General features: G+C 42.7%; 19 protein-coding genes. 6 read left to right on the top strand and 13 right to left on the bottom strand.

Going from position 1 to position 25,189, the window contains the following annotated elements:
* Positions 1–4: 4 nt before the first annotated feature.
* From holB to dnaX, 6 genes are all read right to left on the bottom strand, one after another.
* Positions 5–946: a DNA polymerase III subunit delta' gene (gene holB, locus IGI46_RS08670; RefSeq protein ID WP_207705280.1), complete on the bottom strand. Its 942-nt coding sequence runs from the start codon at positions 944–946 to the stop codon at positions 5–7.
* A gap of 1 nt (position 947) precedes the next feature.
* Positions 948–1,277 (bottom strand): cyclic-di-AMP receptor, encoded by a 330-nt coding sequence (locus tag IGI46_RS08665; RefSeq protein ID WP_207705281.1) that lies wholly within the window; start codon positions 1,275–1,277, stop codon positions 948–950.
* Between the two features lie 13 nt (positions 1,278–1,290).
* The gene (gene tmk / locus IGI46_RS08660) at positions 1,291–1,935 is read right to left on the bottom strand and encodes a dTMP kinase (RefSeq protein ID WP_429962927.1); all 645 of its coding nucleotides are present in this window, start codon (positions 1,933–1,935) and stop codon (positions 1,291–1,293) included.
* 61 nt (positions 1,936–1,996) lie between these two features.
* Positions 1,997–2,593: a recombination mediator RecR gene (gene recR / locus IGI46_RS08655; RefSeq protein WP_429962926.1), complete on the bottom strand. Its 597-nt coding sequence runs from the start codon at positions 2,591–2,593 to the stop codon at positions 1,997–1,999.
* A gap of 36 nt (positions 2,594–2,629) precedes the next feature.
* Positions 2,630–2,944 carry a YbaB/EbfC family nucleoid-associated protein gene (locus IGI46_RS08650; protein WP_429964943.1) on the bottom strand — a complete coding sequence of 105 codons (315 nt, stop codon included), beginning with the start codon at positions 2,942–2,944 and terminating at the stop codon, positions 2,630–2,632.
* A 313-nt stretch (positions 2,945–3,257) separates the two neighbouring features.
* The gene (gene dnaX, locus IGI46_RS08645) at positions 3,258–4,994 is read right to left on the bottom strand and encodes a DNA polymerase III subunit gamma/tau (RefSeq protein WP_429962925.1); all 1,737 of its coding nucleotides are present in this window, start codon (positions 4,992–4,994) and stop codon (positions 3,258–3,260) included.
* A gap of 183 nt (positions 4,995–5,177) precedes the next feature.
* On the opposite strand from dnaX, the gene IGI46_RS08640 reads away from it, so the two are divergent.
* The 4 genes from IGI46_RS08640 to IGI46_RS08625 all read left to right on the top strand — a co-directional run bounded on the left by IGI46_RS08640 (position 5,178) and on the right by IGI46_RS08625 (position 9,751).
* On the top strand, positions 5,178–6,404 hold the full coding sequence (locus IGI46_RS08640) for an SPFH domain-containing protein (RefSeq protein WP_429962924.1): 1,227 nt from the start codon (positions 5,178–5,180) through the stop codon (positions 6,402–6,404).
* An 11-nt stretch (positions 6,405–6,415) separates the two neighbouring features.
* Positions 6,416–7,471: a TFIIB-type zinc ribbon-containing protein gene (locus tag IGI46_RS08635; protein ID WP_429962923.1), complete on the top strand. Its 1,056-nt coding sequence runs from the start codon at positions 6,416–6,418 to the stop codon at positions 7,469–7,471.
* Entirely contained in the window at positions 7,468–8,274 is an 807-nt protein-coding gene (locus IGI46_RS08630) for a TPM domain-containing protein (RefSeq protein ID WP_429962922.1), read from the top strand. Before IGI46_RS08635 ends, IGI46_RS08630 begins: the two co-directional genes overlap by 4 nt.
* Before the next feature lie 187 nt (positions 8,275–8,461).
* Positions 8,462–9,751, top strand: a complete 1,290-nt coding sequence (locus IGI46_RS08625) for a serine hydrolase (protein WP_429962921.1) — start codon at positions 8,462–8,464, stop codon at positions 9,749–9,751.
* An 82-nt stretch (positions 9,752–9,833) separates the two neighbouring features.
* On the opposite strand, the gene IGI46_RS08620 is transcribed toward IGI46_RS08625, so the two are convergent.
* Positions 9,834–10,322 carry a GyrI-like domain-containing protein gene (locus IGI46_RS08620; protein ID WP_429962920.1) on the bottom strand — a complete coding sequence of 163 codons (489 nt, stop codon included), beginning with the start codon at positions 10,320–10,322 and terminating at the stop codon, positions 9,834–9,836.
* A 97-nt stretch (positions 10,323–10,419) separates the two neighbouring features.
* Between IGI46_RS08620 and IGI46_RS08615 the strand changes: the two genes are divergently transcribed.
* Positions 10,420–11,634 (top strand): YdcF family protein, encoded by a 1,215-nt coding sequence (locus IGI46_RS08615; RefSeq protein ID WP_429962919.1) that lies wholly within the window; start codon positions 10,420–10,422, stop codon positions 11,632–11,634.
* Between the two features lie 25 nt (positions 11,635–11,659).
* Here the strand turns inward: IGI46_RS08615 and IGI46_RS08610 are convergent, their stop codons facing one another.
* From IGI46_RS08610 to dapB, 5 genes are all read right to left on the bottom strand, one after another.
* A complete protein-coding gene (locus IGI46_RS08610) occupies positions 11,660–12,490 on the bottom strand; it encodes an aldo/keto reductase (RefSeq protein WP_429973243.1) in 831 nt (276 codons plus the stop codon).
* A gap of 130 nt (positions 12,491–12,620) precedes the next feature.
* Positions 12,621–13,610, bottom strand: a complete 990-nt coding sequence (locus IGI46_RS08605; RefSeq protein WP_429973242.1) for an RnfABCDGE type electron transport complex subunit D — start codon at positions 13,608–13,610, stop codon at positions 12,621–12,623.
* Positions 13,610–14,926: an electron transport complex subunit RsxC gene (gene rsxC, locus IGI46_RS08600; protein ID WP_429962916.1), complete on the bottom strand. Its 1,317-nt coding sequence runs from the start codon at positions 14,924–14,926 to the stop codon at positions 13,610–13,612. The genes IGI46_RS08605 and rsxC overlap by 1 nt, the downstream gene beginning before the upstream one ends.
* A 72-nt stretch (positions 14,927–14,998) precedes the next feature.
* On the bottom strand, positions 14,999–15,901 hold the full coding sequence (locus tag IGI46_RS08595; protein WP_429973241.1) for a DMT family transporter: 903 nt from the start codon (positions 15,899–15,901) through the stop codon (positions 14,999–15,001).
* A gap of 115 nt (positions 15,902–16,016) precedes the next feature.
* A complete protein-coding gene (gene dapB / locus IGI46_RS08590; RefSeq protein WP_429962914.1) occupies positions 16,017–16,814 on the bottom strand; it encodes a 4-hydroxy-tetrahydrodipicolinate reductase in 798 nt (265 codons plus the stop codon).
* Positions 16,815–17,041: 227 nt separating this feature from the next.
* Between dapB and IGI46_RS08585 the strand changes: the two genes are divergently transcribed.
* The gene (locus IGI46_RS08585) at positions 17,042–17,407 is read left to right on the top strand and encodes a VOC family protein (protein WP_429962913.1); all 366 of its coding nucleotides are present in this window, start codon (positions 17,042–17,044) and stop codon (positions 17,405–17,407) included.
* Positions 17,408–17,481: 74 nt separating this feature from the next.
* Here IGI46_RS08585 and IGI46_RS08580 read toward each other — a convergent pair whose 3' ends face one another.
* The gene (locus tag IGI46_RS08580; RefSeq protein ID WP_429973240.1) at positions 17,482–25,050 is read right to left on the bottom strand and encodes a SpaA isopeptide-forming pilin-related protein; all 7,569 of its coding nucleotides are present in this window, start codon (positions 25,048–25,050) and stop codon (positions 17,482–17,484) included.
* Positions 25,051–25,189 lie beyond the last annotated feature (139 nt).

The raw sequence follows: 25,189 nt of genomic DNA, 5'->3' as shown, positions 1-25,189 counted from the left end.
AACATTAAGCAAAAATGACATGCAATGTTATTTGTTCTGCAATATTTTGAAAGGATACATTGGCCTCTAGTTTCTGATTCGCAAGTAAAATTTCTTCTAACAGATGGTTGTAGAAAGCGACTGTCTGTTGATTTTGCTGAAGCATTTGGTCACGTTTTTCCTTCACGTAAAATGCTAGCATTTCAAAGGCTGTCCGCTGCTGCATCTTGTCCTTGAAAACTTTTACTAGTTTTTTTTGTACATAAATAAAGGCCTGCGGGTCCTGTTTTTCAAGGTAACTATACCATTGAATAACAGTATCCTTAGATTCATTAAACCATTCATCCTTTGATATTTCAACTGCTTTTGTATAACTATTTGTTAAATTCGTCAAGAGTTTCGCTGATTTGAGAGGGATGTGTGCTTCTTTTTCCAACTGTTCGACTAATTTAGCTGTCGACAATGCTTGAAAATGAATAATTTGACAACGAGAACGAATGGTCGGTAGGATCTTGCCGATGGCTTGTGTTTCCAAAATAATCATAAAATTCGCTGGCGGTTCTTCCAGAAATTTCAGTAAACTATTGGCAGAATTAGTGTTCATTTTTTCTGCTTCATGAATTAATACAACCTTTTTAGCTGATTCAAAGCCGCTTTTTCCCAGCTCTGTCTGCAGCTGTCGAATTTGTTCTACCTTGATTGTTTGGCCATCTGGTGCTACTTCCACCACATCGGGATGTTCATGATTGCCGATACGTAAACAATTGTTACATTCTTCACACGGCATTCCGTCTCTTAAGGATAGACAGAACAGGTGCTTAGTAAACCATATGGCCATTTCAGCTTTTCCTGTTCCCAAATCCCCTTCAAAAAGATAAGCATGGGCTAAACGACCATGCTTAAAACTGTTCTGTAATTGACGGAAGACAACCGGTTGAAGTTGTTGGAGTTTCTCTGCTTCTGTCATCTTAATATTGATGGAACCCTTCTACCGGCATAATGAACACGGTGGCTCCGCCAACTTCCACTTCCACTGGATAAGGTACTTGACCGTCCAATGAAATATCTAGCGTAACAGGTGTTGTTACGTATTGTGTACGAGACTGGCAAGTTTCCTTGATTAATTCAAGAGCTTCTTCTACCCGCTCGTCTTCAATCCCTACGATGAAGGTGCTGTTGCCTGCCTTTAAAAATCCGCCAGTAGAAGAAAGCTTTGTCGCACGGATATTGGCGTCGATAAATTCATTTGCTAAACGGTTGGAGTCCTTGTCTTGGACAATGGCCATAATTAATTTCATTTTCTACACCTCTCTAGTTTTGAAAATACTTAGGGTAACGGGAGATTAATTCGTAAAAACAATCCTCCACGACTAATTCTAGACGTTTCCTAGCGTCGATTTTGATAATTCGTTCAGAATGCTCATCCGCCAATTTTAAATAAGCGTGACGAACCCGCTGATGGAATTGCAGCCCCTCTGCATCCAGCCGATCAATTTGATTTTTCCGGCTGCTCATAATGCGCTGTAGGCCAGTATCAGAATCAACATCTAAGTAAAGAGTGATATCGGGAACAGTTCCTTCAATGGCAAATTCATTAATTTGAGCTACTTCTCGCATCCCAATTCCACGACCTGCTCCTTGATAAGCCAACGAGCTGTCAACAAAACGGTCACACAGCACGACTTTTCCTTGCTCTAAGGCAGGCCAAATCTTTTCAATTAGATGCTGTCTGCGGGCTGCTGCATAAAGCAGTGCTTCTGTCCGATCATCCATTCGATCATTTTTAGGGTCCAAAATCACTTGACGAATCTTTTCAGCAATCGGAATCCCACCAGGTTCTCTGGTTTTTACGATATCCTTGGTAGCGACCTGTTGCAAGCGAGGAAACAATTCCTCAATCACGCTTGTCTTGCCAGCGCCATCTGGACCTTCAATAGTAATAAATAAGCCGTTCACTCTTCATTTGCCTCCATTAGTTCTATTCTCATTGTACACAAAAACGTCGTGAAAGAAAAACCTAGAGTTCACGACGTCCTTCCACCGCTTTTAGCAAAGTCACTTCATCTGCATATTCAATGTCACTGCCAACGGACAATCCATGAGCCAAACGCGTTACTTTTATTCCTGCGGGCTTGATCAGCCGCGACAAGTAGATGGCCGTTGCTTCACCTTCCGTCGTTGCGTTGGTGGCAATAATGACTTCTTTTACTTCATCGTCATGCAGACGTTTAATCAATGGTGCAACATTAATATCTTCTGGACCTGTTCCCTCCACCGGTGACAGAACTCCGTGAAGCACATGATACAGGCCATGGTAATCACGAACCTTCTCCAAAGCCATTACATCTTTGGGCTCCTCTACGACTAAGATCGTGCTGCGATCACGCGTAGTATCCCGGCATATTTCGCAAGGGTCCTCTTCTGTGATATTGCCGCATATACTGCAAAAATGCAGATCCCGCTTCACACTGATAAGTGAGCGGGCAAAGTCATTTACGGTTTCGTCTTTCATATCAATGGTAAAGAAAGCTAGGCGCGTAGCCGTTTTCTGTCCGATTCCCGGCAGCTTCATATAGCTTTCGATCAATTTTGCTATTGGTTCAGGGTATTGCATGGCCTACTTCCTTTCAACCGATTAACCGAAAAGCAATTACATCCCAGGCAGTCCTTTGGTGTATTTGCCCATTGTTGCTTCGGTTTCTTCACTTATTTTTGTTAGCGCATCGTTTACAGCCAAGATAATCATATCTTGCAGCATATCTGGATCTTCTGGATCGATTAATTCAGAATTGATTTCCACTGTTCTCATCGTTTTATCACCAGTGAAAACAACTTTTACTAAATCATTAGTAGCAGCACCGAAAAATTCTTTTTTATCCAATTCTTCCTGAGCCTTTACCATTTCCTTTTGCATTTTTTGCATTTGTTTCATCATACCTTGCATATTTCCCATTCCACGCATCATATTAGCCACATCTCTTTCTCTTTTATGAATTAATTTTTCTATGAAAAATTAGTCTGTTTTTCATTTCGAATACCATTCTGCTAAATTACTTTAGCCTTGTAAAGCTTTACTTTGAGGTTCTTCTTTTCTACTCGACTACACTGCGAAAAGCAGAACTGGCATCTCTTTCTTTTTTATGAATTAATTTTTCGTTTCGAATACCTATTTCTATTATTATAGCTCACTTTAGACGTTGATAATCTAAAATTGCTTGAAGCTATCTTGTTACTCTTTTTTGGTCTACATTTCTTTACTGACAAGCAGAACGGATCGATCAATCTTCTTGAATAGTAACTAAATCTCCGAAAAGACTTTTTGCCTGTTCAACGACCTGGTTTTCTTCTGGAATTAGTTCGATTTCTCCCTCATCCTCTGCGTCGCTGACTTCTGGCTTCATGTCTTTGTGCTGACTGACATATGATTGGCGTAACCGAGGCCAGCTTTCTCTGGTTATAAAGACAAACTCTGGTGAATAATCTTTAATCATCAAACCTAGAGAGTTTTGCATGTTGGTGCGTAGTTCTTCATTACCATCTGCTCGTTGACAAACAATCTCATAATCAAAAGCTAACAGCAGGAGACTGGGACCCGCTGCAACTGGTTCACTGGCCTTAAGCAGTGCCCGTTGAGTTACAGGTAATGCCATTAACAAATCTTCCCACACACCACGGATTCCTTGAAGATGATCCTTGGTCGCCTCTGAAAGTACTTGATAGACCCGTTCAGTCGGAATCCGATACGTACTGCTGTTTTTCTTCGGTGCTCTTGCCTTAGGTTCTTCAGCTTTCCCAGGAGCAGCTGGTCGATCCTTCAGCTGTTTGACTTCTGTTTGCAGCTGAACAATTTGCCGTTTTAGCTCCACAATATCCTCATTGTCAACCGGAGTACCAACTTTTTCACCGCTACCACTACTGACAGCCGGAGCTGTATTGGTTGGCGGTGCCGCCAATTTCACAGTAGCAACCTCTAGATAAACATTGGCATGATTGGTGAAACGAATCTCATTTTGAGTTTCACTTAAAATTTTAATCATCCAGTAGAAGCGATCCGCTGCTGTCTTTTCCGCCAATTCTTTGAAGGTGTCAGTTAAGTTAGCTCGTTCGTTTAGCAATTGTGGGGCTTGCTGATACATTAGCAAGTCTCGGCAATACAGCAGTAAATCCTCCGTCAAACGACGTGCTTCTTTACCTTCTGCCAAAATATTTTCCAACACCTCTAAAGCTGCACTGACATTTTGTTCTAGACATGCGGAAATAAACGCATCCATCATTTCGGTGGTTAAACTGCCGGTAACTGCTAGAGCATCGGCTAACGTAATTGTCTCATCACTAAAGGAGATCGCCTGATCCAGAATGCTCAAAGCATCCCGCATCCCACCTTCAGCAGCGCGAGCAATTACTGATAGTGCTTGCTCTTCATAAGTCTGGTTACTAGCTTCTAAAATGTGCTGCATTCGACCAACAATCGCTTGCACGCTGATCCGTTTGAAATCAAAACGCTGGGTTCGGGAAATGATCGTCGCCGGAATTTTGTGGGGTTCAGTTGTCGCTAAAATAAAAATTACATGCTCTTTAGGTTCCTCTAAGGTTTTCAACAAAGCGTTGAAAGCCCCTGTAGAAAGCATATGTACTTCATCAATAATATATACTTTGTATTCAGCAGTCGTTGGTGCATAGTTTGCTCGATCTCGAATGAAACGGATTTCTTCTACACCGTTGTTGCTGGCCGCATCAATTTCAATCACATCTTCTTGACGTCCTTCGGTAATCGAACGGCACATTTCACATTCATTACATGGTTCACCGTCGACACTGTTGGGACAATTGATGGCTTTGGCAAAGATTTTTGCAGCACTGGTTTTCCCGGTTCCTCTCGGTCCGGTAAACAAATATGCATGAGAGGTCTTTTTTTGTTTAATTGCGTTTTTCAGCGTTTTCGTAATCGCCTCTTGTCCAACCACATCGTCAAAACGCTGCGAACGCCAGACACGATATAGTGCTTGATATGCCATAGTCACCCTCTTTTCTTTTGAGCCCTGCTTTAAAATCACCGCCTTTTATTATACGTGATTTTGAAAAAAAATACTACATTAAAACTGATTGCTTAGCGAGTTCTTAAACTTGAAAAAACCTTGTTTCTGCGCACTATGTCCTCTGTGATATAATAAAAAAAGATATCTTAAGGAGGCTATTTTATGGGATTAATTAAAGCAGCAACAAGCACAATTGGCGGCGGCTTAGCTGACCATTGGCTAGAGGTCATCGAACCTGCCAATATGGGTCAGACCACAGTCATGACTAAAGGCGTTGCCGTTCGTCGGGATGATCGGCGGGGCTCAAATAAAAAAGGAACCAAAGACGTTATCACGGACGGTTCAGTGGTTCACGTTTACCCTAATATGATGATGCTTTTGGTTGACGGCGGCAAGGTAATCGACTTTACCGCTGAAGAAGGCTATTACACAGTGAAAAATGATTCTGCTCCGTCTATGTTCCAAGGTTCACTGAAGGAGGCTATCTCCGAAACCTTTGATCGCTTTAAATATGGCGGTGTGACTCCTCAAAAACAACAGGTTTATTACATTAATTTACAGGAAATCAAGGGAATCAAATTTGGTACGCCGACACCTTTGAATTACTTTGATAATTTCTACAACGCAGAGCTGTTTTTAAGAGCTCATGGTACCTATTCTGTTCAGATTACTGATCCGATTTTATTCTTTGCCAATGCGGTACCACGCAATCTGGAGCAGGTGGACATTTCAGATATTAATGAACAATACCTGCAAGAATTTCTTACTGCTTTGCAAGCAACAATTAACCAGCTGTCTGCTAACGGCGAGCGCATTTCCTATGTTCCATCGAAAAGTATGGAGCTGAGCAAATACATGTCTGATATCTTGGACGACAGCTGGCGGGAACTTCGCGGGATGGAAATTGTCGCTGTAGCAGTTGCCAGCATTTCTTATACTGATGACTCAACCGAGCTGATTAACATGCGCAATAAAGGCGCGATGCTGGGTGATCCAGGAATTCGTGAAGGGTATGTGCAAGGTTCAGTCGCTCGTGGGATGGAGGCAGCCGGCAGCAACGACTCAGGGGCTGGCAACGCCTTTTTCGGAATGGGTATGGGTATGAATACGGGTGGCTCTTACCTTTCTCAGGCTTCAGAAACCAATCAGCAGCAAGCACAGCAAAAGCAAGCCCAAGGCGAGACTTGGACCTGTCCAAAATGTGGAACTGAAAACACAGGGAAATTCTGCAGCAATTGTGGCGAACCAAAACCTTCTCAGCAATCTGCTTCAGCACCAAAAATTGAAATGAAATGCAGCGAATGCGGGGAAGTCGTTGATTTAAGCAATGGCGTGCCGAAGTTCTGTCCTCATTGCGGCAAACCCTTCAAGGGAATTCCGCTGGATTAAGGAGGAGACTTATGGCCGATGTATTAACACATCATTGTCCCAACTGTGGCGGTCCCCTGACCTTTAACCCGGACGATCAAAAATTCCACTGCGACTATTGCTTGAGTATTTTTACTACTGCAGATATTGAGACCTTTGAAGCAAAGCATCCAGCTGAATCCGCGATTTCTGCAGAGGAAAAGGCCGAAACAGATGCGATGGACTTATTCAATTGTCCCAGCTGTGGGGCTGAAATCGTCACTGATACGACTACGGCGGCAACCTATTGCTATTTTTGCCATAATCCGGTGATCTTAGCTGGACGTTTAGCTGGAGACCTCTTACCTAATAAAGTTCTGCCTTTTCAAATTGATCGCAAAAAAGCTGAAGAACAGTTTTTGGCTTGGACAAAGAAAAAGTGGTTTATCCCAAAAGACTTTTTCAACAAGTCGCAAATTGAAAAGCTGACTGGTGTTTACTTTCCCTACTGGGTGGTGGATGCCCAAACGCGGGGAGAATACAGCGGTAAAGGTACTTCTGTGCGCGTTTGGGTAGCCGGAGATATTGAATACACTGAGACCAAAATCTATCAGGTTTATCGCAAGGGAAAGGCAACCATCAATAACTTGGTAAAAAACGCATTGACTAAAAATATTCAGCAGAAAATGGTGGAGGCGGTTCAGCCCTTTCCGATTGATCAGGCAGTTGATTTCCATACTGAATATCTTTCTGGTTTTCAAGCGGAGAAACGGGATATTGAAATTGCAGATATTGCTGCCGGATTGCAGCAGGAACTGCAATCTTACACGAATGATCTTTTGCGAGATACGGTTTCCGGTTATACAACCTTTAATAAAACCGGCAGCTCAGCAGCGATTAATCGGCAAAGCAATCATTACATGCTGCTGCCGGTTTGGCTAGTGACGTATCAAGGTACCAACGACAAAGTTTATTATTACGCGATGAATGGTCGAACCGGGAAAGTCAGCGGTATTTTGCCTATTAGCTATAAACGTTTAGGCTGGTTTTCATTAGGAATTTTCTTCATCACAGCGATCATCATGTTGATTGTGGGGTATTCAGTATGAGAAAACTTATATGGTTATTCGGTCTTTTACTAGTATTTGTCCCGATGAACTCTTTTGCAGCCAGTGATACAGTAACTGACGAAGCAGCTCTTTTCACTCCTGAACAGCAAACTGAGCTGGCAGGCTTGGCTGATACACTGAACGAGAAAATGGAGGGTCAAACCTTTGTATTAACTACTAATTCCAATACAGAGGATCCGCAGCTATTTGCCAACCAGCAACTAAAAGCACGAGTTAGTGAAGGCGGAAACGGCGCATTGTTGCTGCTGGATATGGGGCAGCGGCAGCTTTATCTCACGTATTCCGGCAATATGATTGATTATATTACCGATCGAAGACGCGATAAAATCCTAGATGCTGTCGAAGAAGCCATGCGTGATGGAAACTATTATCAAGCAGCCGCAAGCTACTTTACGATGGCCAGCGATTATGTTGATGCTGGCATCCCAAGCAATCACTACCAAGTCAATGGTGAAACTGGTGAAGTCACTGTCCAGCGTTCTCTAACTGAAACAGATGTAATAACAGCAGTCGTAGTGGGATTAATTGCAGCAATAGCCTTCTTTATTGTTGTTCGCATGCGTTACCAGCTGAAAATGGGAACGTACCGTTATCCTTATCGAGAACAATCGAGACTTGAATTAGAAGAGCGCCAAGACCAGCTGGTGAATTCCTTTGTCACCACTCGTCGAATTCCTAAGCCCTCTAATAATAATAGTGGAGGCGGCGGTTTCGGAGGCGGCGGCAGCACTACGAACTCTAGCGGCGGTGGGACCTTTGGCGGAGGCGGCCGTAGTTTTTAACAAATTTTGTTATTTTATAGCCATTAACAGGAATCAAATAAAACTGATTCCTGTTAATTATAGGTATTTTTGTAACGAAATAAGTAAAGACTTTCTTTCTTAATCCCGCTTAAAGGCCGGGAACACTTGAATTCATCAGCATACTTTGCTAGAATTTTAGGGTTAAGAGAAAAAAAGGAGATTATTGATGCAAAATAAAAGAAAAATTCCCTTGCTTTTTGTAATTTTAGGTCTTTTTTTACAATTGTTCGCAGCGATTCCGGCACAAGCAGCCGATGATTTTACGATTAAAGCTGAGGCAGCCTTTGCCATTGATGCTGATTCGGGCAAAATTTTTTACGACCAAAACGGTAGCACTCCATTAGCAATTGCGTCTGTCACCAAAATGATCACTGCCTACTTAGTATTAGATGCTGTGAAGCAGCAAAGAACCACTTGGGATGCACAGGTACCTATTTCGGATTATGCGGCAGAAAATAGTACGAATCCAGAGTTATCCAATGTTCCCCTAAATAAAGATCAAACCTATTCAGTTAAAGAGCTTTATGATGCAGCAATTATTGAATCAGGGAATGCAGCCGCGATTGCTTTAGCTGAATTTTTAGCTGGCAGCGAGCATGCCTTCGTGGATCAAATGCGCCAGTTGGTAACCAGCTGGGGAATTACCGATGCGATTTTAGTGAATGCTTCTGGATTGAACAACTATTTTCTAGGAGATCGACGTTATCCTGACACAGGTGAAGAAGATGAAAACATGATGTCTGCTCGCAGTGTTGCCATTGTTGCTCGTCGCCTAATTAAGGATCATCCTGAATATTTAGAAACATCGAAAGTGGCTAACGCTCAGTTTGCTGCAGGAACCGAGTCACCAGTCGAAATGGAAAACTCTAACAGCATGCTTCCAGGATTAGCGAATGCCAAAGAAGGCGTGGATGGATTAAAAACTGGGACAACGGAAAAAGCCGGCGCTTGCTTTGCAGGAACAATGGAACGTGACGGCCGTCGTGTAATTACGGTAGTACTAAATGCTTCAAACGAGGTTAGAGACCGCAATGCTCGCTTTGCAGAAACCAGCCGTTTAATGGATTATTGCTTTGATAATTGGCAGCTGAAAACAATTGATCTAGCCAATCAGCCTGTGACAGGTGAAACTGAGCTTCCTGTTGTTGATGGCAAGCAAGAAGAGGTTCAGCTGAAAAATGATGGTGTCGTTCAAGTTTGGGCCCGTAATGACATGGATTTGAACCAAATTACTACCGAAACGGAAATGAACAAAACATTGCTGAACGACGGGAAATTGATTGCTCCTGTACGCAAAGGTGAAAAGCTTGGCATGACGACGGTTAAGTTGAACCAAGATGAGTTGGGTTATGTTGACCCAGATGACGCACCTAGTGCCAATGTCGTTACCAGCAGCGCAGTTGAAAAAGCGAATATCTTTTTGATTATCTGGCGAAAAATTCTAGACTTTTTCTAATTAAATGAAAGAACCGAGGACAGCTGTAGCGCCCCCAAAGAGTGAAACTTTTTGGAGTCGGTACAACGTTCCTCGGTTCTTTTTAAATACTTGTTCGAATGGGGAAATACAGCTCTACTTCTCCTTCTGAAAAGCTTGGCAGATAATGCTCCTGCACAGCTCCAGCTAATTCAACCTTTTCTAATGGAAAAACTTGCCCCAGCATTAGCTGAGTCGCTTCGTCAATTCGCTCAGCATCCGTTTTTATCGTTAAATAAGTCATCGTCGGAATCTCCCAGCGAATCCAGCCAACAGGCGGTACAGCCTCAGCAGGTACTTGAACACCTGCCAAATAGCGTCCTTCTTTTTGCCATGGCTCCAGCCAATGGTCTCCATCACTCATTAATCCCCATAAATGCAGCTGACTCATATCGGTTGCATTGATCAACCCGGCAATTTCTTCGAAGTGCTGATTCATCTGGTCCCAAAGCAAGGGAACCCACGAGCCTGATTCCTCGGCCAATCCTCGGCCTTCCTTGCCAATTACATAAAAATTAGGCGAATGAATTCGATTGATTCCTTTAATATCCATAAATTTTCCTCCTCATTAATTTCTTACCTGTCAAAGGTTCTTCTTTGTCAATTTTTCTTGAATAATTTGCTATACTGAGTGTGAAAGAGGTGTTCGGATGTATAGCACAAGAGATATTACCGCTCTTATTATTTATTTAGTTATCATCGCTCTACTCAATATTTGGATAACCAGAACTGGAAAAGAGGAACGACTGCGTAAAAATCTGCTTTACACAGGTGGGTTTCTTATTCTGTACTTTTTGGTAATCGAAATACAGGAGCGAACCTTTTATTTAGCACTTCCAGTTGGTTTCTACCTGTTGTTTCACTTTTTCTACTTTAGGGATAAGGCAAAATTACGCAACGGCTGGTTGTTTAATCTATTTTTGATTAGCCTGTTTGCCTATCTTGGGGTTTTATCATTTACCTCAACTTCTCTAATTACGATTGGTATCCTCTTTGTTTTAGGCGTATTTGGCATTTTAGTGCTGATCTTCGGCTTTTATGCACTGATTATTTTTCTGCTCTGGAACAGCTATTTGGTTTTTAAAAGAGAATCTCATTCATTAGCCAACCTGCTAACCTTGATCCTGGCTTTGGGTGTTATTGTCGCCAGCATTATCCGAAGATTTGGGACACAATTTGTTCCCAGCTGGTCGGCACCGCTGCTGCTTATTCCTACAGCGATTCTGATCTATTTGTTTATTGTTTTCTGGAATTTTTTATCTATTTCTTTAATTTATCAGCTGAACGACCCTAAGCCAGATCAAGATTATGTAATTGTATTGGGCGCTGGACTGATTCAAGGGGAAAGAGTCTCCCCTTTATTAGCAAAACGAATTGATCGGGCGATTGCCTTTTATCAAAAACAAAGTCGCAAAACCTTATCTCCACCTCAATTGTTGATGTCTGGCGGGCAAGGTCCAGATGAAAAAGTTCCGGAATCAGTTGCTATGAAAAACTATGCCTTGGAGCAGGGAATTCCAGAAGATGAAATTTTGATTGAAACACATTCCACAACCACCTTGGAAAACATGCGCTTCAGCAAAGATATCATGGAACGGGAAAAACCAGCGGGCTACCGAGCGATTTTTGCCTCTAACAACTATCATATCTTTCGAGCAGGCATGTATGCTGAACAGGTCGGATTGAAGGCTGACGGCATCGGTGCGAAAACAGCGAAATATTATTTACCAAATGCCTTTTTGAGAGAATTCGCCGCTCTGTTAGTAATGAACAAGCGAATTCACATCATTATGGGCGCCCTAATTACATCGGCTAGTGTAGGGCTTGCCTTGCTCCAACTATTTATTGACTGGTATATTAGATAAAGTCCTCGTTTGAGGGCTTTTTTTATTAGAATTCTTGGTATTCAGCAGGATCTTGATTTTTCAAGCGGCCGTCTGGTTTAGACAAACCATTGATCATTGCCATTTCCTCAGGTGTCAGTTCGAAATCAAAAATATCTAGATTGGCTAATTGTCTCATGGTGCTGGAGGCTTTAGGAATTGGCAGCGTGTCCAGCTGAATTTCCCAACGCAGGATAACCTGCCCGACATTGCGGTCATACTTATTCGCGATTTCCGACAATACTGGATTGTTAAGTATCTCACTGGCACGGCCTAGCGGACTCCAATCCTGTGTCAAAATTCCCCGTTGTGCGTTGTATTCCCGTTGTGATTCCTGATTGAAATGAGGATGCAGCTCCACCTGATTAATGACTGGCAGAACCCCTGTTTCTACTTCTAGTCGTTCAAGGTGTTCTGGCAAGAAGTTGGAAACCCCAATCGAACGAACCAAACCAAAACGCTGTGCTGCAATCAATGCTTGCCAGGCTTCTACGTAGCGGTCTTCCTTTGGATTGGGCCAATGGATCAGATACAGATCATAATAATCCAATCCTGCCCGCAGTAAAGATTCTTGGATCGTTGTTATTGCCTCATCATATGCATGATGTCTCCCCGGAAGCTTTGAAGCAACGAGTATTTCTGAGCGAGGAACCTCTGAACGACGAATGGCTTCACCCACAGCTCCTTCATTTTCATAGTTAAAAGCAGAATCCAGTAAACGATAGCCGTTAGACAAGGCTTGAACCATCGTATTTACACCCTCTAAGCCATTTAACTTGTAAGTACCAAACCCTACTTTTGGAACAACTAATCCATCTCTTAATTGATACGTTTCCATACGCTTCCTCCTTTTGTTTATCTTCTTCTATCATACCCGTTTTTTTCAAGAAAAAGCGAATAATAGGCTTTAAACTCACAAAAAACCTTAGAATTATTCGCAGATCATCCGAACAATTCTAAGGACTATTTTATGTGCTTTTTTCTCCGTATACTTTAGGAATAATTAAATAATCAATGAATGGGACAAAGCAATTCATTATCAATAAAATGAAGGTCATCCCTTCTGGCATCGAGGTAAATAGGCGCCAGCCCATTAAAAGCAGTCCGCAGCAAATACCATAGATTACCTCGCCTTTAGGTGTTGTCGGCGAGGTGCTATAATCCGTTGCCATGAAGAAAGCGCCCAGCATAGTAGCGCCGCCAAAAATGTGGGCAAAAACAATCGTCAGATCCCCTTTCCCAGCAATCAAAGCGACTACCGCCACAGTTGCCAGCATGCACAACGGGATGTGCCAGGTAATCACCCGTTTATATAGTAGAAACACCCCGCCTGCCAACAGCAAAAGAGCCGTCGTTTCAGCATTTTTTCCAGCAATCAATCCAGTTAAGCTATCGATTATTTGGACGGAGGACAAGCTTTCGCCTGCCTCAGCAGTCATCAAGGGTGTTGCTGAAGAAACGACATCCAACCCATTGGTGGAAAACCAGGGCTGCGGCTGCACATTGGCAGACATCTCATGGACAAATACTAACCGTAAAACCGCTCGCCCAGTCAGCGCAGGATTCAATAAATTACGGCCAATCCCACCAAACAATTCTTTCGCTAAAACAATTCCAATCACTCCACCTACTACGGGATACCACAAAGGTACGCTAGCCGGCAAGCTCATCGCCAAAAGAACTGCCGTGACAACAGCTGAAAAATCATTCGGCATCGTTTTTTTGCGAATTCTAAACCAAAGAATTTCGCAAATCACACAAGTAGCAATTGAAACCACATACAACAACAGTGAATGCCAGCCAAAAAAGATAATCGAAGCGGCCACACTCGGTAAAAGTGCCAGTACCACCAGCTTCATAATACGATCCGTTTTCTCCCAGAATAGTAAATGAGGAGAAGCTTCCATCATCGGGTAGCGGTCGCTGCGTAATTCTTCAAAGGAACGATTCTTCTCCATCATTGTGCCTTCCTTTCTTCAACGATCTGCTGACCAGCAATAATGTGTTCTGCCAAGTGACGGCGTGCTGGACAAATGTATGTACAGCAGCCACAGTTAATACAGCTTTCTACATACAGCTTCTCCAGCCGATCCCAATTTTGCTTCAAATAATTCTTTTCCAGCTGGTGCGGCAGTAAACCGATGGGACAAACCTCCACACAGCGCGCACATTTGATGCAGGGGCTGGGCGTCATATCCTCATCATGGGCTTCATTAATAATAATTAGTCCATTGGCCGATTTTGTCAAAGAAGCATCTAACGTATCTACCGTGGTTCCCATCATAAATCCACCAGTAATGATTTTAGACGGTTTTCCGTCAAACCCGCCGCAAAACTCAATCATGTCCTCGATAGTAGTACCTAATGGAAAATACACATTCTTTTGTTCCATCACGTCACCAACCACCGAACAAATTCGATGACTTAACGGTCGACCTGGTTCAATTGCCTCGAACACAGCTACTGTAGTTGCCACATTGATAATCAAATAACCCACATCTCGCGTGGAACCGCCAAAAGGTTCTTCTTTGCCAGTGACTGTTTTGAACAGCATTTCAGTACTGCCCTGAGGATAGACTGATGGAACCTCCATCACTGAAAGATTGGGAACCTCTTTACAATATTCCCGCATCGTTTGTATCGCTTCCTGCTTGTCATCTTCAATCGCGATGATGCCTTCCTTAGCGTCCACTGCCTTCATCACAACCTTGCAGCCCTTTAACAGTTTTTCCCCTTGAGTAACCATTAAAGCCGCATCTGCCATTAACAAAGGTTCGCATTCGGCTCCATTGAAAATACACGTATGAATGTCTTCTTTTGGATTTAATTTGACGTGACTGGGAAAAGTCGCGCCTCCCAGACCAACTACTCCTGCCTCCTCAACACGCTGCACAATCGTTTCACGATTCAGCTCTTCAATCGGCTCATGGTGCTCCTCTTTTAAGCGTTCTTGAAAATCATTTTCGATAATTACACAGGTCATTTCGTCACCTTGACCTTGATCAATCGCTTTGATTCCGACAACTTTACCAGAAACACTGGCGTGGACATTGGCACCTAATCCTTCATCCATTTTAGCAATTGTTTGTCCCAAATAAACCTCTTCTCCAATAGAGACTGTCACTTCCGGTTCACCGCCAATATGCTGCTGAACTGGAATATAAACCCTTTTCGGATAAATTTTTTCCACCTGCTTGTACTGATCAATTCCACGCAAATGCAAGGCTTCATCCTGATGTAAATCAATCCCACCCTTAAACCGCTGCTTTTCCATTCCATCTCCTCCACATACTTTATCTCTCTATTTAGTATAACATGAGAAAAAAACGGACAAAAAATTTGTCCGTTATAATTTCTTTTGAATTAGTAAAATGGAACCCAAAACTAGGAGAAATCCCACCACCTCAAACAAAGTCAGCGGCAGACTGAAGACAACAATTGAAAAAACTGTTGCCAATAAAGGCTCAAAGGCTGTTAAGGTACTTGCTAGACTCGAACTGATGTATTGCAAGCTGGATAAGTATAAAAGGAAAGCCAATGCAGTACCAATGGTTACTACTAAGAAAATCGACATCACCGAGCCCATGGTGAAGGTTCCCGACGTCCGCCACATTGGTTGTAAGATATTCGAAAAGACGCTGCCAAAAAGCATCCCCCAGCCCACTGTAACGAAACTGCCGTAAGTTGCCAGCAATCCCCTTGGCTGTAAAGAATAAAAAGCCAACGAAACCGCTGAACCGATCCCCCAGACTAACGCACCCAAGGATATCGACAAATTAGTAAATTCCCCTTTTGTCGCAATAAACACAACACCAAGCGCTGTCGTAACCAGCAAAAGAATTGTTAAAAACGAAGGCACCTTTCTTTGCTTAAACGACTCATACAAAATCACAAAAAAAGGACCAGTATACTGAATAATGGTCGCGAAGGATGCATTGCTCAATTCAATGGTTTTAAAGTAGGTCAGCTGGACTGCAAACATGCCAAAGACCGAAAAAATCAGGAGTGCTCCTAAATCGCGTTTCTTTTTGAATGGGGCAAAAATAGCCTCCTTCTTCCAGCCTTTTGCTAATCCTAATAGTATAATTCCCGAAAAGAACAGTCTAACTGAGACTAGCCAGTCGGCCCGAAAATGATAATCGGTAAACAAAGATTGCCCTAAAATTCCAGAGATCGCCCAGAATGATGCAGCCAAAGCCGCAAATAAAATTCCTCTTTGCTTGATAACTCCCACCTTCTTTCTCAGCATATTATAATGGAAAAAACAGGCAACTGCCATTAGAAATCGTTTTCTATTGAAAATTACTTTAGGACTATAATAAATGAAGAAAAAAACGAGCGCTCTCAAAAGAGGCTCGCTTTTATTAAAATTTGATCGCATCCTTAACGGTGTAATAACCGGGGGCTTGATCTGCTAGAAAAACCGCACAATCACAGGCGCCACTGGCAAAGCATTGAAAATTATAACTATGATGGCTAATTTCTAAGCGCTCACCAAACCCGCCAAAAGTAACGATGTGACTGCTGGGAGTGTCTCCCATACGCAATGAGTGGTACCCAATCGTATTTTCCTCTCGCAGGCTTTCACCTTCACGGCCAAACACGGCTACATCAGCAAGCTCACGTCCCATTGCTTCGGCGAGCACCTCCCCCATTTCCTTGGAGGTACCGCTTGGAGCATCCTTCTTCCAACGGTCATGCATTTCGATGATCTCAATGTCGGTTTCGTTGCCAATCGCAGCAGCTGCGATTTTCAGCAAACGATTCATAACATTCACCAGCTTTGAAGTGTTGGCTGCATACAGAACCGGAATCTGCTGACTGGCTTCCTGAAATTTCTGCATTTCCTCTGGGGAGAAGCCGGTAGTTCCACAAACGAAAGCTTTTTTATGATCGACTGCTTTTTGCAGAACCTCTAGCGCCATTTCTTTTGTTGAAAAATCAATCAACACATCGCATGTATCAATGATCTCTTCTAGCTGATCTACTACCGAAACGTTCAGCGGATAGCCGACTCCAGCCACACTGCCTAAATCCTGACCAATATAATCCCGACCTGCGGGACCAACGCCGCCAACCAGCTTCATATCCTCTCGTTCAGCAGCAATTTGCGTAATCAAGCGTCCCATTTTGCCTTTTGGTCCTATTACAATGACATTCATCCTTTTTCGCCTCACTTCTTTTCTTTGTTACTTGCAGTGTATCACGAAAGCCTTTACTAGAAATAACAATTTTGAAAAAAATACGAATGGATTTCGAAGGAAGTTAGTTCTATTCAGTGGGATTGTCAATTGCCCTGCATATCCACTATTATTCAAATTTCCCCTATGATATAATTTATAAATCGTTTACAAAAAGTGTATTTTTTTATTTTTAAGGAGGAATGTTATTGTTAGTAACCCATATTTACTTTAATGGAGAGTGCAAGCAGGCAATCAAGCTGTATAAACAAGCATTTGGTGCGACGGTTCAGACCCTGATGGAGGATTCAGATCAGTCACTTGTGGTTCATGCCGAGATAATGATTCATAATGAATTGTTAATGGTGAACGATTTTGGAAACAATGATGGCTTCTCAAAATCGGGAGGATATCAGCTGTCTGTTCAGTTTGATGATGAAGCCGCACTGAAAAAAGCCTACACCATCATAAAAGAAGGCAGTACCACAATTGAACCCCTGCAGCCTACGGATTTTAGTTCTTGTACTGTTCGTTTTATTGATAAATTCGATGTAAGATGGGCGTTCTGGGTTTAATTCTATCTAACGTGGTGATCTTTTTAACTACAAACTAAAACACCCGCCAACCTTTGTTAGCGGGTGTTCATCATTTAGTGCATATTCTTACGCTTCAACCAGAATCCAACTCCGGCACTCACTACGATTAGAATGCCCACCAACCATAAGATTGGTGAATTTTGATCATTCGTTTGCGGATAGTGACTTCCTGTTGTTCCATTTGTGCCGTTTGGTGAAGCTGGTGTTTTTGGTGCCGGAACTTTTTCATTGGTTACCGTCGTTTCTACTGTTTTAGGTTTGCCCTCTGCTTTTGCAGGAATCACAAACTTGTGCAGCTGATCGCTCTTTTGATAACCATTTGGTGCGATTAATTCTTTGAAATAGTAGGTACCTGGTGCCAGTGACTCTAGGCTAATTTCCCCTTGAGCATTGGTATCTAAGGCCAATTCCGAAATTTCCTGCTTTTCATCTAGCAGCTGGAATACCGCACCTTTTAATTTTTCCCCATCGTCATTCACCTTCGTCAAGCGAACTTGGCCTTGGTAGTTCGTCCATTTGCCTAGATCTAACACCTTAGGTTGACCAGCCTGTTGCGCCTTAATTGTGAATTCCAACGGTTTCGTCTCACGAATATAACCAGTTGGTGCTTTGGTCTCAACCAATTGATAGTCGCCAGGAGCCAGATCCTTCAATTCTACTTCCCCTTGACTGTTGGAAACCAGCTTGCCGCTATCGGGCACTTGATTGCCTTGACGACTTTGCAGCTGGAATTCGGCATCCTTAAGTGGACGACCCGCTTGATTTTGTTTCACTAAGCGTATTTCCTGCTTATAGTTAGTGAATTTACCTAAATCCTGAACCTTTTGCTCTGCTGCTTTAGAAGCAATCGTAAAATCAATTGGTTCAGTGTTGACAATATAGCCGGCTGGTGCCTTCGTTTCCCGCAGCTCATAATCGCCGGGTTCTAAAGCCGTGATCTTGATCAGGCCTTCAGTATCAGAAACTCTCTCAGTTACCTTTGTTTCTTTTCCATTAGCAACTTTCCAAAGATCAAAGGAAGCATTGGCCAATGCTTTGTCATCTGCATTCACCTTTTTCAATTGAATCGTTCCTTTGAAGTTAATGAACTTGCCTACCTGAACAATTGCTGGCTTGCCTTGAGCATTATCTGCAATTGTAAAGGGATCAGAAGGTGTTTCGTTCAAGACATACCCTGGAGCCGCTTGAACTTCCTTGAAACGGTACGTTCCCGGAGCTAGATTTTCAGCTGTGGCAATTCCGTCGCTTTGGCTTTCGATCCCAGAAGCAACTGAATTCCCCTCTGCATCAATCACTTCAAAAATTGCCCCCGGAACGACGATTTCGCTACCATTCTCTTCAGCATATTTTTGAATTTGAGCAGTTCCTTGATAGTTGGCAGCTGTCAGTGTTTGGGACTGTCCACTTTCATCAAGGAAGGTCGTGACTGTCTCTGGTTCACCGGCATTTTTCGCCACAATTTCAAAGGCCGGTAAATCTTCCGTGTTCAACAAATAATTCGCCGGCGCTTGTTCTTCCACAAAACGATACGTTCCCGGACTTAGGTTTTCGGCCGTTACTGACCCATCTTCTACTGATTCCATCCAATTAGCTTCACCCTCATAAGCTTCAACAGGGCTCCAGCCATCAGCAGTTTGCTGCTCTAGGCTGAATTTTGCACCCACTAACGGATTCCCGGCTTCATTTTGCTTGATCATTCGAGCAGAGCCTTTGTAATTCAACAGTTCAAGATCACCTGCATCATTTGTTTTTACTACTTCAGGCTGCCCCAGAGCTGCATCTGAAATAGTGAATGGGACGTGTGTTGTATTGAGAATGTAACCATCCGGTGCATTCACTTCTACAAACTGATAGTTTCCTGGTGCTAGCTTATCAATTCGTACCGTTCCTGCTGCATCGGTCGCAAATGTCGTATTCGGTTGGACAGACTCACCAGCTTCATCTAAAATTTCAAATTCAGCATTCGGCAATACCGTTGTTCCATCTGCTGCATATTTCACTAATTCTGCTGATCCTAAGTAGTTGGTTAGTGAAAGCGGTCCTTGCTCATTGTCCTCTACAATTGCTGGTTGACCGGAGGATTCGGCTGCAATCGTAAATGGAATCTGCGTTTCATTTACAAGATAGTCATTATTATTCGTACGAACTTCTTTAAAGTAATAGTTTCCTGGTGCTAACGCTTCTACATAAACTTCACCGTCAGCATTGCTTGTGGCATCTGCGACTTTTTGATCTGCTTCAGTATAGATTTCGAAGTCTGCTCCAGCTACGGGGGCATTCGCTTCATTGATCTTAACTAATTGTGCAGCACCCTTAAAGTTAGTGTTCTCATCGCCTGTGATATCAATATCCAAAATACCTGGATCACCAATTCCACCCGCTGGAACACTGAAAGCAATGGCTTTTGTATTTCGAATATAGCCAGTCGGTGCTTCTGCTTCGACAAAGCGATAGCTGCCAGGGCTTAATTCCATTGCTCGAACGTACCCATCTTCTGCTGAGACAAAATGCCCCTCAGGATCTGCTCCCAATTGTTCTGGGTTAGCGACTGCTTCCCATTGACCATTGTTTTGAACTTCTAAGGAATATTTTGCTCCAGCCAATGGTTTCGTAACATCTTCACTGATGCGATCTTGTGCTAGTTTTCTAAAACGAACATGTTCCTTGTAATTTTTAAAAGCAGTCGTTTCATCGTAAACCAGTTTTTCACCTTGGTTCGTGATAAAGGTTGGCGAGCTGCTGTCTGATGTTGGCATAGTAAAGCGAATTTCAGTTTGATTACGGATAAAGCCCGTTGGCGGAGTCACTTCACGAATCCGGTATTCTTGACCCGCCTGCAGGTTTTCAAAAATAAAGTAGCCATCTTGTCCAGAGGTAACCGGACTGCCGACTTCTGTTGTTCCATCAGCTTCGTACAGCTGGAATACAGCTCCTGCCAGCGGTTTTTCTTCTCCGGGTTCTGCAAACACACTGCCATCCACTTTTCTAAAACGAGCATTGCCGAGATAGTCAACTAATGGATTGCTTGCTGTATTCAGTTGAACTGCCGCTGGCGCCCCATTCGTTCCATCTTGGTTAATCGCAAAATTAAACAAGCGGTTATTCACAAAGTAGCCGTTTGGTGCGGCTGTTTCTTTCACACGATATTTTCCCGGAATCAAGTCAGTCAATTCTAATTTTCCTTGTGCATTGGTCGTATAAATGGTTCCAGGTTGATAATCCGTAAAATCATTGGAATTAAACGGTGCCCATTGAACCGAGAAATTGGCGCCTTGGACAGGTACGCTTGCCTCATTCTGCTTGTAAAGTTCAGCACTTCCGCGATAATTTCTAAGCGTCAAGGTATCCGTCGCATTTCCGTTAACCAGTACCTGCCGTTGGCCATTGGCTGCAGGACTAACTTCAAAGGTCAGTCGTGTGCGATTGAACAGGTATTGCAGATTCCCAGCAGTATCTGTTGGTGGGAGGATCTCAAACAGACGATAAGTTCCATCAATCAGGTTCGTCAAGGTTGTCCCAGCGCTGTCAGCTGCAAAAGGCTCCCCATAGATTTCGTAATTCCCATCAGCATTTTGTTTCTCTAAGCTAAACAATCCGCCAGAAAGAGCCTGATTTGCTGCATCAACTTTATTAAAGGTAACAGACACTGGTTGGTTCTCAATTGTCTCTACTGCATTCGACGCAGAGGAATCTTGATTTACAACCAGCTCGATTCCATTTATCAGTTCATCACTAATCGTATAACCGTCGGGTGCTTCAACTTCCTTCAAAATATAGTGGAAGCCGTTGGTTGGATTGGTATTGGTATAAACCAAGTTTCCAAAAGTAGCCCGGCCGGTTTGATCAGTCGTCAGCTCATACAATGGTTGTTCCGCAATAGTTGGATTATCGAATACTCGTGTTAGGGTAAGCTTCGCTCCCGCTAAGACAGCCCCTTGGCCATTTGTCTTACGAATTGTTACGCTGCCCTTTTGCCCAATCGCTGTTCCGCTAGTGTCAGAAATTTGAACTTGCGTGGATGTTTCAGTCCCGGGACGTGGAATCACCCCTTCTTTCGTAGAAACATTCACTGAGTTGCTTACTTGCTCAGAGGCAGTAGTGAAATTAGGTTTGGTACTGTAGGTCAAATGATATGGCTTCTCGATGAAACCTTTTTGACTTTGACCAGCCTCCAAATAATTCTCAGAGAAGGCCACCACCATTTGCTGCTGCCCTGTCGTGTTATCCGTTGTGATATCAACGGTATAGTCTGTTCCCTTAACTAACGTTTGGTTTGTTTCATTCACTGTTCCATCAGCTGCTACTTCACCCAAGTGAATTTCTACCGAATCAGGATCAATGATTTGATTACTAGACGGTGTATCAGTAATTGTTGGTTGAACCAGCAAGGATTGATTTCGGTTAATCCATAATCCCCAGTTGATTTCATTGGTATCGGCATCGTAGTTAACTGATTTATTCACTGTCTCCTGATTGTAGCGAATGGAAATGGAAGCTGGCAAATTCTCAGTAACGCCCTCAATGGATATATTGGCGATATTGGTATACGTACTTTGGTCTTGAATAATTTGACCTTTCAGGGTCGTTTTAAACTGAATCTGATACACACGAGGTGCACCTGCTGTATTCCAGCCAGGGATTGCTTGCTGCGCATCCCCAACAGAAATATTCAATTCATTAGCGGCACCTGCAGGATCAGTAATCGTCCCACCAGAAAAATATTTTTCTGGCTCTGTGAAATCTATATAGCCTTGATCCTTTTGTTCTCCTTGATACTCAGGAGTTTGGGTTGCTACAAATTGTCCATTGGAATCATCAATTGTTCCTCGAGTAATATTCAATGAGTCCTTGATATAAACTTGATTCCCTGTAATTGGATCATTGAAGAGGAAGTTCTCAACTTGCGCATTGTTATAATTGGCAACAATCGTCCAGGTAATTTCTTTTGTCACTGGATTGTAGCTGCCGGATTTTTCTCCTTTGTTGGCTTCCTGCGTACTGGTTTCAAAACCATTATTCGACTCAGAATGGTGACTGGTATTATTCTCGTCTGTCCAATCCAGCTCAATTCCGTTGTTGTACACTAATCGTTGTGGAGATGGCGGATTTGTTCCGGAAAATTGATTGTATTTTGTTTGATACTCCATACTGAACGTGTGATTGGTCGTTTGATAATTATTCAAAAAGCGAACGGTAAACTCACTGTAAGGATCGCCTTGCCCTTCATTACCTGCGCCATTGCTGGTAACAATATTAATTTCAAAATCAGGATTGCTGACATTGCCTTGAGGTGCTCCATCTATCAATGTGCGGCCTGTCAATTCCTGGTTGTCTGTGGTATCAAAGATCCGAATCCCGGTTACATCCTGTCCACCTTGTTGATAGTAAGGATACGACACATACCCCTTTTCAGATTGATCTAGTTTATCAGTAAACACTGCATTATTTAGCTGATAGCCATTGCGGTTAATGTCCACAGACCATTTCGCAATTTTAGATCCGACTTCTACCGTTGGTTGATTCTTGATGACAGCCTGCTGCGTTGGCGGTGTTATATTCGGTGTAGTCGTAATCCCACCGGTTTCTGCACTATTGGTAATGACTGGATCTTTTTCTCCAGAAACAATTGTGTTCACTTTCGATGTGTATTCAATATTAATTGCCTGATTTTGCTGAACTCTATCATTGAAAGTAACGGTCATTGTATTTTTGGGTGTCCCTGGTGTGATAGCGACTGTATACGCATCCGGTGAGACTGGCATCCCTCGAGAGATAGCGCCATTATCTGCGATTGATACGTAATAGGGCTGAACATCCTCTGCTTGAATATCCATATTATTGGAAAACGTATCGGTTACAGTCGTTCCTGCGGCAATTTCTTTTTGCCCGTAATTATAACGAATTGTCCAAGTATATTCTTGATTAGCTGCTGAATAATTGTCTTGAACTTTTTCAACTCGCTTGCCATAATTGGCAGTTACCGTTGCACTGGCTGGCAAGTTATTGAAGGTTGCATTGTTTGTGAAGGTTGGGTTTCCACCTTCCGATGGTTTAGCCGCATCAATAATCCGCGTAGTATAAATCACCCGATAGGCTTGATCAATGGTACCTGAAAACGTAATGTTCCCGTTACTATCTATTTCGTACTGATTCGGATTCAGTGCTGTATTGCTAACTGAGGTTACTTCTCCATTGAAATTTACTTCCAGCGGAAATACCTGTGCGGATTCATAGGTTGTGTTTGCTGGAAATGTTTCCGCCAAGGTTGGTGATGCCAAGGAAGACAAATCCTTATTTACATCGACTGACCAGATGATTTGTTCTGGATTAACTTGTTTATCAAAAGTACCTGCTTTCGAAACAGAAGTACTCGTAGTTGGTTGAATCATCAATGTTAACGGCGGCAAATTATATTCGCTAGGATAAATAATTTGATTGTTTCCTGGCTTTGTAATCACTTGCTGATCAAAGCGAGTAGAAAAATCAATCTCACCCGTTTGAAATGGTTCAAAGGTACCCGTTGTTCCGCCGCTGGTGTCAGTTAAAACAATCCGGATTGTTTTACTCGCAGGATCAATCGTATATTTCCCCCAAATAATGCTTGGATCGTTGGGGTCCACCAAGTTTTGATCTGCAATTAATGAAGAAACATTCAATCCTTGTGGCAGCGGTACTTCGTAATAATCACCAATTTGCAGTTGTGTACGAACGGTTTCTGGAATAGCAAAGTCAATGTGCAGGCTGCTAGGATCTGAAATTTTTGCTGGATTAGGAATGTCTGCTTCAACATTGGTAATAAAGCGATCACCAGGAGAATATTGATCAATTAGATCCTTAATGTTTGCAGCCTCGCGTAAAGGTGCCACAGCACGTTTAGCAGGAGCTTCACTCGTTGATTCGGTAGTAGCTATTGTTTCGGATTCCTTGGTTGATTGACTAGTACTAGTCGTTGATTCTTTTACAGTGGATTCTTTAGTCGTTGATTCTTTGGTTGTTGATTCTTCCGTCGACGTTGCTTCACTGCTGCTGGTTTCTGACGTTTCCACTTGGCTGGAACTAGTCGATTCCTCACTAGCGGCAGACTGTGCAATTTCTGCTGTTACACGCTGTTGCCCAGTCATTACAGAAAATTCTTTTTTATCGGTCGGATTGACAGTTAGCTTTATACGAAGAACCGGGCTGCTATGTACATTGGGCTTTGTGACAAGGCGAAGTTGATTTCCTGTAATATTTGTTGCTTCCATTGGCTGAAGAGGGGATTCAGTTAATCCATCGCTGGAAGAAGTGGTTGCTTCAGGCTGGATTTGCGAAAGAATAGAGGGCATGTCGGCCATTTCAGCCACAACGTTTCCATCATCCGGTGCAATCACTGCTTCATCGATGGTCACCCCTTCATCGAAAGTCAAAATCGTCTCATTTGCGGACGATTGATCGTTTTTCACCTCTAGCTTTAATTCCCCATTTACTTGTCCTTCTGAGAGCGCATCTACTTTAAACTCATTCAACCGGACAACATCATCAGATGACAGTGTCTCAGCGATTACGGTTAATGGCATCAAATTTGAAAGTATTATTACAATTGTCATAAAAAAATAAATTATTTTAAAACTCGGCTTTTTCATTTTTTTCCTCCTTAATTACAGCGATTATTATCTATCCACCCATCTTATCAAATTCCTTAAATTTTCTAAAAAGATATGATTGTAAATGATAAGTGTCTAATCATTGCCAATTAAAGGAAAAACAAAAATAAAACTTACA

This window comes from Enterococcus sp. AZ163 (assembly GCF_050498925.1).
Classification (GTDB): Bacteria; Bacillota; Bacilli; order Lactobacillales; family Enterococcaceae; genus Enterococcus_A; species Enterococcus_A ferrettii.
This window is presented reverse-complemented; position numbering and strand designations above follow the sequence as displayed.

Excerpts from the sequence above, each read along its gene's own strand:
- IGI46_RS08665 (WP_207705281.1), bottom strand. The coding sequence starts at position 1,277 with ATGAAATTAATTATGGCCATTGTCCAAGACAAGGACTCCAACCGTTTA.
- IGI46_RS08615 (WP_429962919.1), top strand. The coding sequence starts at position 10,420 with ATGTATAGCACAAGAGATATTACCGCTCTTATTATTTATTTAGTTATC.
- IGI46_RS08635 (WP_429962923.1), top strand. The coding sequence starts at position 6,416 with ATGGCCGATGTATTAACACATCATTGTCCCAACTGTGGCGGTCCCCTG.
- dapB (WP_429962914.1), bottom strand. The coding sequence starts at position 16,814 with ATGAATGTCATTGTAATAGGACCAAAAGGCAAAATGGGACGCTTGATT.
- recR (WP_429962926.1), bottom strand. The coding sequence starts at position 2,593 with ATGCAATACCCTGAACCAATAGCAAAATTGATCGAAAGCTATATGAAG.
- IGI46_RS08650 (WP_429964943.1), bottom strand. The coding sequence starts at position 2,944 with ATGATGCGTGGAATGGGAAATATGCAAGGTATGATGAAACAAATGCAA.
- IGI46_RS08620 (WP_429962920.1), bottom strand. The coding sequence starts at position 10,322 with ATGGATATTAAAGGAATCAATCGAATTCATTCGCCTAATTTTTATGTA.
- holB (WP_207705280.1), bottom strand. The coding sequence starts at position 946 with ATGACAGAAGCAGAGAAACTCCAACAACTTCAACCGGTTGTCTTCCGT.
- dnaX (WP_429962925.1), bottom strand. The coding sequence starts at position 4,994 with ATGGCATATCAAGCACTATATCGTGTCTGGCGTTCGCAGCGTTTTGAC.
- IGI46_RS08630 (WP_429962922.1), top strand. The coding sequence starts at position 7,468 with ATGAGAAAACTTATATGGTTATTCGGTCTTTTACTAGTATTTGTCCCG.
- IGI46_RS08610 (WP_429973243.1), bottom strand. The coding sequence starts at position 12,490 with ATGGAAACGTATCAATTAAGAGATGGATTAGTTGTTCCAAAAGTAGGG.
- IGI46_RS08605 (WP_429973242.1), bottom strand. The coding sequence starts at position 13,610 with ATGGAGAAGAATCGTTCCTTTGAAGAATTACGCAGCGACCGCTACCCG.
- IGI46_RS08640 (WP_429962924.1), top strand. The coding sequence starts at position 5,178 with ATGGGATTAATTAAAGCAGCAACAAGCACAATTGGCGGCGGCTTAGCT.
- IGI46_RS08625 (WP_429962921.1), top strand. The coding sequence starts at position 8,462 with ATGCAAAATAAAAGAAAAATTCCCTTGCTTTTTGTAATTTTAGGTCTT.
- IGI46_RS08580 (WP_429973240.1), bottom strand. The coding sequence starts at position 25,050 with ATGAAAAAGCCGAGTTTTAAAATAATTTATTTTTTTATGACAATTGTA.
- rsxC (WP_429962916.1), bottom strand. The coding sequence starts at position 14,926 with ATGGAAAAGCAGCGGTTTAAGGGTGGGATTGATTTACATCAGGATGAA.
- IGI46_RS08595 (WP_429973241.1), bottom strand. The coding sequence starts at position 15,901 with ATGCTGAGAAAGAAGGTGGGAGTTATCAAGCAAAGAGGAATTTTATTT.